At 40.4% G+C, this 12,143-nt stretch carries 7 protein-coding genes and 1 pseudogene; 6 read left to right on the top strand and 2 right to left on the bottom strand.

Translation table 11 applies throughout. The features are described from left to right. Window positions 1–18: 18 nt before the first annotated feature. The 5 genes and pseudogenes from CYLST_RS36145 to CYLST_RS26305 form a co-directional block, all read left to right on the top strand. A pseudogene (locus tag CYLST_RS36145) lies at window positions 19–198 on the top strand (SDR family NAD(P)-dependent oxidoreductase); the annotation flags it as partial. Then, window positions 170–1,501, top strand: coding sequence for a WD40 repeat domain-containing protein (locus CYLST_RS32530; protein ID WP_245587437.1), 1,332 nt, complete (start codon window positions 170–172; stop codon window positions 1,499–1,501). The pseudogene CYLST_RS36145 and the gene CYLST_RS32530, both read left to right, overlap by 29 nt. A 25-nt stretch (window positions 1,502–1,526) precedes the next feature. Beyond that, window positions 1,527–1,859, top strand: a complete 333-nt coding sequence (locus tag CYLST_RS32525) for an oxidoreductase (RefSeq protein ID WP_281172835.1) — start codon at window positions 1,527–1,529, stop codon at window positions 1,857–1,859. Between the two features lie 479 nt (window positions 1,860–2,338). After that, entirely contained in the window at window positions 2,339–3,052 is a 714-nt protein-coding gene (locus CYLST_RS26310) for a rubrerythrin family protein (RefSeq protein ID WP_015210778.1), read from the top strand. Window positions 3,053–3,293: 241 nt separating this feature from the next. Continuing rightward, window positions 3,294–4,487 carry an MFS transporter gene (locus CYLST_RS26305; RefSeq protein WP_041233923.1) on the top strand — a complete coding sequence of 398 codons (1,194 nt, stop codon included), beginning with the start codon at window positions 3,294–3,296 and terminating at the stop codon, window positions 4,485–4,487. Between the two features lie 9 nt (window positions 4,488–4,496). Here the strand turns inward: CYLST_RS26305 and CYLST_RS26300 are convergent, their stop codons facing one another. Together CYLST_RS26300 and CYLST_RS26295 are read right to left on the bottom strand one after the other, a co-directional pair. After that, window positions 4,497–6,251: a KAP family P-loop domain protein gene (locus CYLST_RS26300; RefSeq protein ID WP_015210776.1), complete on the bottom strand. Its 1,755-nt coding sequence runs from the start codon at window positions 6,249–6,251 to the stop codon at window positions 4,497–4,499. Window positions 6,252–8,410: 2,159 nt separating this feature from the next. Next, a complete protein-coding gene (locus CYLST_RS26295) occupies window positions 8,411–9,049 on the bottom strand; it encodes a transaldolase family protein (RefSeq protein WP_015210774.1) in 639 nt (212 codons plus the stop codon). 114 nt (window positions 9,050–9,163) lie between these two features. On the opposite strand from CYLST_RS26295, the gene CYLST_RS26290 reads away from it, so the two are divergent. Continuing rightward, a complete protein-coding gene (locus CYLST_RS26290) occupies window positions 9,164–11,734 on the top strand; it encodes a sigma 54-interacting transcriptional regulator (protein ID WP_015210773.1) in 2,571 nt (856 codons plus the stop codon). Window positions 11,735–12,143: the final 409 nt, after the last annotated feature.

Here is a 12,143-nt window from a genome sequence, read left to right as displayed (position 1 = left end):
ACAAAACCAGATCAATCTATGGCAGCTTTAGACCCAAAAGTGGCGATCGTGACTGGTGCCTCCCGTGGTATCGGCCGCGCGATCGCTCTTAAATAAGCCGGTAATGGTGCTTCTGTTGTCGTTAACTATGCAAATAACGCCAACAAAGCACAGGAAGTAGTGGCGGAAATTGCCAATATCGGAGGAAATGCGATCGCCTAAAATCTTAGGTTTGCTCTATGTCAATACCCGTAAATTGGCAAAGGTATTGATCTACTTAGAAAGTAGAAATAATTACTTTTCTTTAAACATAATGACTATGGATTTACGAAGATTTTTTCAGGCAACTAACCCTTGTAAAACTATTGCTGCGGGAGTTGGGTTGGTTGTGCTGGCTGTGACAGCAAATTGTCAAGCACAAGGACTTGCGAAACCAAAACAACTAACAGATGCGATTCCTGCGGATAGCTTCTATACGAAAGGCTCCGCCAACGCTAACGCGGTGTCAGCACAAATAAGTCTCTCCCCAACGCAGAGCACCAGTGATGCTGATCATTCTGCATTCAAAGTAGCAGGAAAACTCAAACCAGGTGAAGGATTAAGAACAAATCATCAAATTATGACGACAGCAGATGCACAGCAACCAGAGCAGAGAACCTTGACAGGACACAGCGATTTAGTTATTAGTGTAGCTGTGAGTGCAGATGGCAAAACTCTCGCTTCTAGTAGTGCAGACGGTACTATCAAACTCTGGGATATAACGACGGGTAAATTAATCAAAACCCTAAATCATCGCTATCAGGTATATGGTGTAGCTTGGAATCGTGATAGCAAAACTCTCGCTTCTGTGAGTGGGAACGAAATAATTATCTGGAATGTAACTACTGGAAAACGACTCAAAACCCTGACTGGTAGCGACGGGTTCTGGAGTGTAACTTGGAGTCCGAACGGCAAAAAACTCGCTTCTGGGAGTTGGGACAAAACCATCAGACTCTGGGATGCAAACACAGGTAAAATAATCAAAACCCTGACTGGGCATACATCAGAGGTTTACAATGTGGTTTGGAGTCCGGACAGCAAAACCCTTGCATCTGGGAGTGGGGATAGCACTATCAAACTATGGAATGGAACCACGGGTAAATTTATCACAACCCTCAATGGACATAGAGGAACCGTTTATGGTTTGGCTTGGAGTCCGGACAGCAAAACCCTCGCTTCTGCAAGTACAGACCGAACCATCAAACTTTGGAATATAACCACAGGTGAATTAATCACAACCCTGACTGGGCATAGCGATGCGGTTGGTAGTGTGGATTGGAGTGCAGATGGTAAAACCCTTGCTTCTAGTAGTGCAGACAATACCATCAAACTCTGGGATGCAAGCACAGGTAAATTTATCAAAACCTTGAATGGACATAAGGATATTGTCTTGAGCGTGGCTTGGAGTGCAGATGGTAAAACTCTCGCTTCTGCAAGTAGAGACAAAACTGTCAAACTCTGGAATGTCGATTTTGATAATTAATTCAAAAGTGGTTGTAGCGTAACCTATCGCATCCCTCAACTCATTTGAACTTGCCTATCTCCACCTGATGGAACCGAATGAAATCGATTTGGCAACCCGCGAGGTCATCAACCCCACCACACCCTTATTCCGCCAAATATTCACAGGTATTTTGATTACTAATGGTGGCTATGATCGCTCAAAAGCAGATAATATCCTCACCAGCAATGATGCAGATTTAGTATCTTTTGGCAAGCTGTTTATTGCTAATCCTGATTTACCAAAACCTCTGCAACTTGACAAGCAATTCAATACCCCAGACCCCAAAGCATTCTACGCTCCAGATACCACAGGATACACCGATTACCCATTTTTATAACTTCAGACAGCTTGAAGCAACTCCGGAAAATAAATTATAGCGATTCTCGTTTCTATGCAATATACTTTGACCTCGCTTCCATTCCTCTCCCCACCTCTCCAAACCTCTCCTGAAAGGAGAGGCTCAGTTGTTGTCCCCCCTGTAGGGGGGACTTTAGGGGGGTGGGGAGAGGCTTTGAGCTTTGCTCCCCTTAAGAGCAACAAAAGTTTTTCCTTTCCCCTCTCCTAAGAGGAGAGGGCTAGGGAGAGGTTGTTGGGGTTGGGGGTTAGGTCTGTATTGGACTTAACTGCAAACCGCTATAGTAACCTTTTAAAGGTTTTAAGTTTTATAATTGTCCCAGACTAGCTGACAAACCAGGCGAATAACTTAGAGCTTAGACACGTTTAATACAGCGTGTCTAAATTATTGAGAAATAAGCTCATTAACCTGGTTGTAAAACCTGTTTCGATCCACCAAATAACAGTTCAAAAACACGAATTATGGATTTGTCCAACTTTACTACACTCCAAAACTTAGAATCAGCCTTCGGTGGTGAATCGATGGCAAATCGCAAATATTTATTTTTTGCAGAAGTAGCGCGTAAACTAGGTTTTAAAGACTTGGCGAAACTTTTTAAAGAAACAGCCGACCAAGAAACCGAACACGCTTTTGCACATTTCAAATTGCTACATCCAGAATTAGCTGTTGAAAATCCAGAAGCTTTAACAGAAGAGCAAAAAAAGGAAATCGTTTCTCGCTGCTTATCTTTAGCAATTGAAGGCGAAACCTACGAATACACTACCATGTATCCAGAGTTTGCCGCCGCTGCTCAAAGCGATCGCGACAATCCCGCAGCCGAAGAATTTCTCAAGCAAGTTCAAGAATCTACCGATCACGCCAACACATTCCGCGAAGCAGCACACCGTTTTGGCTTGCTCAAATTCATCGAAAATTACCACGCAGATCGCTACAGCGAAGCCTTAGAAGAATTAAACGGTAAAGAAGCAGCAACAAGAGTCGCAGGTGTTGATCCCGCAACTCGTAAATGGATTTGCAGACAATGCAGCATGATTTATGATCCTATTGCTGGCGATCCTGATTCCGGAATCGCACCCGGTACAGCTTTTGAAGATATTCCCGAAGATTGGAATTGCCCAATTTGCGGTGCTAGCAAAAAGACTTTTAAACTGCTTGAAGAAAAAGTTGCTGCTTAAAACAGCCATCAATTGACTTCTGGCAATATTCCTGGTTAGTCATTAGACATAGCAGTGGAAAATAATGTAGAGACGTTACATGAAACGTCTCTACAATGGTTTAGTTCTGGATAATGCATACATATTTAAAACCACAGATGAGCACAGATAATTTATCTGTGTATATCTATATTTATCTGTACTGATATGTGGTTTAATGAAATTTTCAGATTATCAGCAATTTATCCAGATAAAAAAACTCATGAATTCAGCAGAAGATAAAAATCAGCTAGAGCGCCGCAAACCAGTTTACCAAGAACTTAATTTTCAAATTATTTGTGTAGTTACACTAATTGCTGTTATGGGAGTCTCTAGTGTAACTCCAGCTTTTCCTAACTTAGCTAAAGCCTTGAATATCAACCCCAAAAATTTGGGTTTATTGATTACAGCCTTTACATTGCCATCTCTGGTTTTAGGGCCTGTTATTGGTGTCTTTGCCGACAGATGGGGAAGAAAAAAAATTATCGTTCCTTCACTATTTTTATTTGGCATTGCGGGGACAGCTTGCGCCTTTGCTCGTGATTTTAACTTATTATTATTTTTGCGCTTGCTGCAAGGAATCGGCGCAGCTTCATTATTGTCGCTAAGTATTACCTTAATTGGCGACTTATATACAGGAGATAGACGCACTACCGCAATGGGTTACAGTTCCAGCGTTAGTAGTGTTGGTACAGCAACTTATCCGTTAATTGGCGGCGCATTGGCTACACTCGGCTGGAATTATCCCTTTATGATGCCTCTAGTAGCGATTCCTGTAGGCTTGCTGGTGTTGTTTGCGCTCAAAAATGAGGAACCAAAAGGCGATCGCAATCTTCAACTATATTTGAGCAACGCGGCAAAAGTTCTCAAAAATCGGCAATTATTTGGGCTGTTTATTGCCAGTACGGCTAACTTCGCTTTGCTGTATGGTGCCCACGTCACATATTTACCACAACTAATTGACGATATCTTCAAAGCGCCACCAGCCACAATTGGCATCATCCTTTCTAGTGTTTCTGTAGCAATTACAATTACATCTTCTCAGTTAGGCAGATTAGCCAGAAGATATCACCCTACAACTTTAATTAGTGCGTCTTATATTTTGTATGCTGTAGCATTATTAATTGTTCCCTTGATGCCAAGTCTCTGGTTTCTATTAATCCCCACAACAATTTTTGGTATAGGTTTAGGAATTGGGTTTCCGAGTATTCAAACACTGTTAGCAGACATAGCCCCCAGAGAATATTTAGCCACGGTAATATCAGTTAATGGCACATTTTTTGGATTAGGGCAAACTTTAGGTCCGTTGTTGATGGGTATTGTCTTCGGTTTTGGCGGCATCAGCGGCGTATTTTATGCAGCAGCCGGTTTTTCAATTTTGACCTTTTTCGTCTTTAGATATTGCACTTGTGGGTGATTTTAATAATCAGCTTTCATCATTAGTATCTTTTATATCTGGATAATCTTCTATATTAATATTGTAGAGGAACTTAGCTCTCATTTTATTGAGATCACTTTTTCTACCAAGTTTAACAATAGCTTCTGTTAACCGTTGAGAGGCAACATTATTTATGTTAAGACACCATCTAACCATCGTATATAAATCAGGATGATCTTCTTGAAGCCATTTAGAATATTCATCAACAGTACAATTATTCAAAAGTTGAATATCTTCAGACGAAGACCAATATTTATTTTCAATAATCTTACACAAGACTGTAGTAATGTCTTGTTCTCCATCAATTTCTGCTATTCTTTTTTCTAACTCATCTGCTAATTCAGGGTAATTTATAATAACTATCTCTCTAAGATTCTTCAACTCCAACAAATTTGGCTCTTCTCTACTTATCAAATTTTTAAGTGATAACTTCTGGTAGTGATAAATATCGACTTCAACAGCTAATGCTAAATTCTCCAGTGATTTAAACTTGTCGATAGGCAAATCAAGGTGATATTGTTCCAGAAATTTAATCATTCTCTCAGAAATTTCTTTCTCAGAAGCCCCAAATGAACTAGAGTATGGTTCAAAAATCTTATCAAATTTTTTAATAATCTGGTTATGTTTTTCTGTTTTATTAAGATTATTACCTTTTTGAATAAAATCCTGTTCACTAAACAATGAGGTTTCAACTACCTGAATTAATTGCTCATTAATCTCCAGTTTATTATAGCCAAACTTTGAATAAATTTGTATTAGCTCTTCATATGTTACATTATCTGTAGATAAAGAGTTTTCTAAATTCTTGATTTTATCAATAGTTACAGGAAATTTAGTATCAAGTTTAGACAAAGAAATAACAATGATATTTTTTATAATTTGCTCACGTAAACTAGGCTCCCAATTTGACATGAAGGGAATAAGTTCATCGATAAACCATTTAGTTTTGCGTAGAACGCGAATATTATTTGTTTCAGCTTTTTTAAATACTGATTTGATGACCTCTATATCAGGATTATCCTTAAATATAAAATCTAAGTTTTCTTCTACTGTTGGATTGAGTTCAACTTCAATATCAATAACTTTTTCTCGATATTGGTTTAAAGCTTTTTTCGATGTACAGTCTAGAGTTTTTTCATTATAAATTATAATAAGTCTGCATTTCATTTCCTGAACTAAATACTCAACAAATCCGAGTATTTCATCTAGTGAAAGGTTAGATTTTCTCTCAAGGTCATCAATGCATATAATTGAATTTTTGACTCCATTAAATAATAGATTTAGTCCCAAGTCTCCAGCTACAGAAATTAATGAGCCTGCTACTTGGATGGAAGTTTGTCCTGGTAGTGCTAAATCTAATCTTGGCGTTCGTTCGATTCTTCCAGAGTTACCATTGAACCATTCAAAAAGATTAGCTATAGGCTTTTTTACATAATTCATAATCCCTTCGGCTCTTATTTGAGAATCTTGATGATTAGTTTTTAGATCATTCTTATAATTTGCTAATATTCGTGATTTCAGTTGTTCAATAGAAGAAATACCAAAAACAGAAGCATAATAATGGAATTCTTTTTCGTATTTAGCTAAAATATTCTGTACTAGATGGGTTTTACCAACACCCCAAGCTCCTTTCAGAGCTAAAACCCTATAGTTTCCATTGTTATTATCCAAGAATTTTTTGAGAATTATTTCTACTTGCTCTCGGCTAACTTGTGAACCTGTTCTGATTGTAGTTTCAGACATAACCGCTGCCAATATCTAATGATGAAGGTGGACGTTTTACTAATACGTCAATTCTCCTATCTTGGAAGTATTAATGTCAAGTATCCTTAATTACACTGATGACACAGTAAAACCGCATCCTAAACCACTTACAAACATCTCGCTTCGTTGTCATCCCACCTAGAAATGAATTTCTAGGCTAATAGCAAAAGTCCACTCAAGTGGACTGAAGAAAACATTTCTCAAATTCTTTAGGTTTTTATATAAACTTATACTCATAAAAAATTGCAGTCTACTTTAGTAGACTTTAACTATTAGCCCTGAACTTCAGTTCTGGGCAAAATAACAACGAAGCTAGGACTTAACGGACAGAAAATAGTAAATATGGGGTATGGTTTGTGTGATTTAAAATTATGATTTGTGCGTTAGGGAACGCAGCATACAGGTAGTTTTCTAATTAAAAAGAGGGTGAATTTCTCCGGTGCATAAGTCTTAGCAAAGTTGAAAGGAAGAAAAACTTTTAGTCTACTTTAGTAGACTTTAACTATTAGCCCTGAACTTCATTTCTGGGCGGAATAACAACGAAGCGCGAAAATTTTCTCCGCTGAAAAAAATAGAGCGGGAGTAGGCATTATCAATCGCCATTTATCTCCCACTCTACCATTTGCTACTGGAGCGCTCAGGAATATGTATAGACACTGCCCGTTACTTAGGGGGGGCTACATCACCAACAAAGTCTATACATAATTATTATTCCTATTGCAGCAAATGTTAAGCCTTATTATTAATAGTTGTTTGCTGAATTAATCTTCCGCAGTTTTAAAAAAAGTGCCTTTCTGTCTTTAATGCTCGCTTGCCAGACAATCTGTACAAGAGATGGTTGCTAATTTGGTAAACCGCTTAAAAACTCTCTTGAATTTGCTTGTCTAATTTAATTTAACTGACTTAATCTGATTGTGGTTGCCAATTTGGCATTTTTTATTAGGCGAAAAATTCACCCTACAAAAAATAGAGTGGGAGTAGGCATTACCAATCGCCTTTAATCTCCCACTCTATGATTTGCTGCTGTAGCGCTCAGGAATATGTATAGACATTGCCTGTTACTTAGGGGGGCTACGTCACTAACAAAGTCTATACATAATTATTCCTATTGCAGCAAATGTGATAGCCTAATTGTTAAGATTTTTTACCGAATAGATAGCTGGTGAACTATTAAAAAAAGTGCTTGACTATCTTTAATGAGAACTTGGAGAACTTGCTAGACAATCTGTACTAGAGACGTTTGCTAATTTGGTAACCCGCTTAACAACTTCCTTTAGTTTGCTTGTCTAATTTAATTTAGCTGAATTAATTTGATCGTGGTTGCCAATTTGGCATTTTTCTAAAATTTTCTCGTTTTTTTTCCTATTCACAGTCTTTTTGAGGATTAGGAACCTGAGAAGATCCCCCCAACCCCCCTTAAAAAGGGGGGCTTTTAAGGGTCTTTTAAGGCTCTTTTACCCCCGGAAGACGGAGGGATCTTATCCGAACCGTGTTGGAAGATACCCAACCCCCTTTTTTTAGGGGGCTGATCCTTCAGGTATTGAAACCACTCCATAAAAAGAGAGTGGGAGTAGGCATTACCAATCGCCATTTCTCTCCCACTCTCTATTTGCTGCTGAAGCGCTCAGGAATATGTACAGACGCTGCCTGTTATTTAGGGGGGGGTTATGTGTAGATTAACGACATTGCCCGTACACCGTTAGTATTCCTATCGCAGCAAATACCAAATTTTATGATTAATATTTGTTTGCTGAACTAATAATCTACAATTTATTAGTAGCTTTGCTTTTTCTCCTGGGTAATCATTTGTTAGACATTGGCAACAAGAGTAAGTTGGTAATTTAGTAACTTTATTCACAACCTGTATTTGCTTGTCTCAATACAATTTAGCTTGCTTAATTAAATGGTGGTTGCCAAATTGGCATTTTTCTAAAATATTTAAATGTTCAACACTAACTTATTAAACCCACTGCATCTGCTATTAGATGATGTGAAAAGCTGCCTTATTTGATTTGTCAAGGACTACGACTGAAAAAGACAGCAGCCAGAACAATCAACCCTAAAAGAGCTAAGGGTACCCACAGATTAGGTAAATCAGCAAAAGCCATCTTTCTGTTCCCTATGCTAGAGTGCATTTCTCAAATATCTAAACCTATCCCACCGACGGCGAAATCTTCGACTGTCTTCTGTGAAAATTCATGAGTGGCGATCGCATATAACATTGCTAAAGGTAAAGTGAGATGATTGGCCCCGGCTTGGAGAGATTCGGCGGCTTCTTGGGCAGATTTGATGCTAGCTGCCAAAATTTCCACATCACTGCCTTTGAGCACACTAGCCATATCCCGCACTAAAGCAATACCATCACCTAAGAGCCGAGAAGCCCGATTTACATAGGCTATGGCAATTTTCGCCCCCGCTTCCCGTGCTACTGCTGCTTGGGCTGCGCTGTAAATCCCTGTCACTGAACAAGTAATTTCTGGTGACAAACTCGCCACCACTTCAAACCCTAGGGGTGTGGCGGGAATCTTTAAAATTGTTTGCGAACCAATCAGCTTAAAAGCTTTTCTGGCTTCCGCCAGCATTCCTTGTTTATCAGTCGCTAGGAGTTGGTAATATACCGGGCCAGAAGTTAAGGAAACCAATTTTTTCAGGATGATTTCGGGTGGAGTGTCGCTTTGAGCTAAAAGCGTGGGATTGGTTGTAATTCCCTTTACCCAACCCCAATGCTTGACAACTTCAGCTTCTGATGCGATCGCTGAATCTAGATAAATTGCCATAAATTCCCCCTGATAAATGCCCCGATATTAATGTACAACAATTGCATACAGTTCTTTTGGCGCGACTTTCAGCGATAATGCCTTTTATCAACCAGGTTGCACGGAGAACTCACAATGACATCTCCAGAAACGGTTATATGGCTACAAGAACGCACGACTTTAGGAATTCTCTCACCTGAGGTGTTGTTGGCGATCGCGCAAATCATAGAATCACAAGTTGTCAGCGCCGAAAAAACCCTAGTTAGCGAAGGTACTTCCCCAGAAGCCCTGTATCTGCTTGTAAAAGGTCAACTCGAAAGCGAAACCACCAATAAAAACAACCCAGCTTTAGCTTGTGGGTTCCTTCCCGGTGCAGTGATTCACCTCCAAGAAATACTGTTAGATGAGTTAACCCCATGCTCAATTACTACAGTTACAGAATGTCACTTATGGGTTGTCCCCGCTGCTAAATTTCGCGCTTTAGTCAGCGAATACCCAGAAATTTCTCAGGCTTTTTCCCGCCGTTTGGCTCAAGAATTAGCGCAAGTCACATCTGCCTTAACCTACGAACAAGAACGTTCTGTAGCCTTGCGTCCTTATGTAGTCACCAAGGCCCAACGGGGAATTGTCGGTACAAGTCGCTATGCTGTGCGTCTGCGGGAGCAAATCCGCGAAGCCGCCAGTGACCGGGAATCTGTGGAGATTTTCGGGGAACCAGGTTTAGAAAAAGACAATATAGCCGCCTTAATCCACTATGGTTCTCCCCGACGGCGAGAACCGATTATTAAAATCAATTGTGGCATTCTCCAAACTAGCGGTGCCGACTTATTTGGTCGTGACGGCGGTAAACCAGGACTGTTGGAATGGCTAGGGGAAGGTACTCTAGTGCTGAACAATATCCAAGAATTACCCTCAGATTTATTACCACTATTGGCGCAGTTGTTACGAAAAAACACTTACACCCCCGTCACTCGTCCAGGAGAACCAGCAGCAGAACCCCGCATCAGTAGAGCACGCATTCTCATGGTTGCAGAGAAAGCGCTGCCAAGTATCGAACGCTGTGTTGGTCATAGTATTAAAGTGCCACCGCTACGGGTGCGGAAAGCTGATATTCAAGCACAGGTGCAATACTATATCAGTCTCTACGTCCGGGCTAGAGGTATTGCTAAACCGCAAGTTACCCCAGAATCCTTGCGCCGCTTACAGTCTTATGATTTCCCCGGCAATTTGAAGGAGTTGAAAAATCTCGTAGAAAGGGCGATTGTCCAAGCGGGAAAAGCGCGTCAACTGACAGAAGAAATTTTCTGGCCAGCCCAATCGAAGAAAAAGCAATTTCGGGTGAATCTGTTAAATGTCTATCCTGATTTGCGGCGGTTTTTGCGGAGTCCTTGGTGGCCTGACCGTTTGAACTATGGTTTTACCGTTGTAGTTTTTGCTTTGATGATTGGGGTGTTGTTTCTCGGACCGCAAACGCGCGATCGCAATTTCGCCTTAAATCTATTTTGGGCTTGGTGGTGGCCTTTCTTCCTGTTCCTCTTTCCCTTTTTGGGTCGGATTTGGTGTTCTGTCTGCCCTTTCATGATTTACGGAGAAATTACCCAAAAGCTTTCTCTGATGCTGTTTCCTCGACAACTCCAGCGCTGGCCAAGGGAACAGGCAGAAAAATGGGGCGGATGGTTTGTATTTGGACTATTTACCTTAATTTTCCTCTGGGAAGAACTTTGGCATTTAGAAAACACGGCTTACCTTTCTGCTTGTTTGCTGCTGTTAATTACCGCTGGGGCGATGATTTTCTCTACCATTTTTGAGCGGCGGTTTTGGTGTCGCTATCTTTGCCCAATTGGTGGCATGAATGGTTTATTTGCCAAACTCTCCATGACTGAACTCCGGGCACAGCAAGGCATTTGTTCTGCCAGTTGCACCACTTACCAATGTTACAAAGGTGGGACGCCAAAGGGTGAGGGAATGGAAACTAACGGCTGTCCATTGTATTCTCACCCAGCACAGTTGGAAGATAATCGAGATTGTGTGCTGTGCATGACTTGTCTTAAAGCCTGTCCCCATCGTTCCGTTGAGTTTAACTTGCGTCCCCCAGGAATTGAATTGTGGACAACTCATGTACCCCGCAGCTATGAAGTGGCTTTGTTATTCTTGCTGTTGGGTGGGGTATATCTGCATCGGTTGCCAGAATTGCAAACTTGGCTAGGTTTAGAAATTGATTTAACTCAGTTTTGGCCGCATTTGGGTTTATCATTGCTGGCGTTAATTATCCCTGTGGCTATTCCTTTTTTAGGATACGGATTAATCCAAGTTTCTTACAGGTTGACTAATTACATTCAAAGTTCCCAAGGGAAAATTCAAAATCGTGTGAAGCCTCGATTATTTGTTGAACTTGCTTATGGCTATTTACCATTAGTGTTAGGCGGGAACTTGGCTCATTATCTGCGTTTGGGTTTGGGGGAAGCTGGGCGAATTATGCCAATTACTTTGGCGACTTTTGGGTTAAATGGGGAGCAGTTACCGATATTAGTGGCGCATCCTGCGGTGATTGCCTTCTTGCAAGGGTTTACGCTGATTTTCTCTGTGCTATTAAGCATAGTTTTAACCCAAAAAATTGCCCGTCAACCGATGCAATCGCTTTTTTGGCAACACTTGGGGGTTATTGGCTTGGGGGCTAGTATGTGGGTGCTGATAATCTCGCGGTAAACAGCCGTTGCGGTTGGCAAATAACAATAATCACTCTAGTACTCTGTCAACATCATCTTGATGGACTTCTCAAATCAATCCCTCTTAATCCATCACCTAAAGCTTGACAAAGTACTATTGATATGATAATTTTACCCTCCAGGTAAATAACTGAAATTTTGGTTAAATTCGATTGCCGAAGATTAAAAAATTATATCTATATATTGTAAAATCTCCAGAGCAAGTTGCTCAATTTTCAAGCGCCTGAAACCCACATTTGATGGTGTTGATGAATTAGGCAATAAATTGAATCAATGTAAATTTATTTGCGAATTAGCATAAATCTCTAATCAACCCTGATAACTATGCAGAATGTACTACTTACATTTCTTTAGCATAGGCAAATTAATCTGCGGTCAGACTCTATTTT

This window comes from Cylindrospermum stagnale PCC 7417 (assembly GCF_000317535.1).
Classification (GTDB): Bacteria; Cyanobacteriota; Cyanobacteriia; order Cyanobacteriales; family Nostocaceae; genus Cylindrospermum; species Cylindrospermum stagnale.
The sequence above is the reverse complement of the archived record's forward strand: the minus strand, read 5'-3'. Positions and strand labels throughout refer to the sequence as shown.

What these genes read in the sequence shown, in the direction of transcription:
- CYLST_RS26310 (WP_015210778.1), top strand. Translation starts at nt 2,339, where the DNA reads ATGGATTTGTCCAACTTTACTACACTCCAAAACTTAGAATCAGCCTTC.
- CYLST_RS26305 (WP_041233923.1), top strand. Translation starts at nt 3,294, where the DNA reads ATGAATTCAGCAGAAGATAAAAATCAGCTAGAGCGCCGCAAACCAGTT.
- CYLST_RS26300 (WP_015210776.1), bottom strand. Translation starts at nt 6,251, where the DNA reads ATGTCTGAAACTACAATCAGAACAGGTTCACAAGTTAGCCGAGAGCAA.
- CYLST_RS26295 (WP_015210774.1), bottom strand. Translation starts at nt 9,049, where the DNA reads ATGGCAATTTATCTAGATTCAGCGATCGCATCAGAAGCTGAAGTTGTC.
- CYLST_RS26290 (WP_015210773.1), top strand. Translation starts at nt 9,164, where the DNA reads ATGACATCTCCAGAAACGGTTATATGGCTACAAGAACGCACGACTTTA.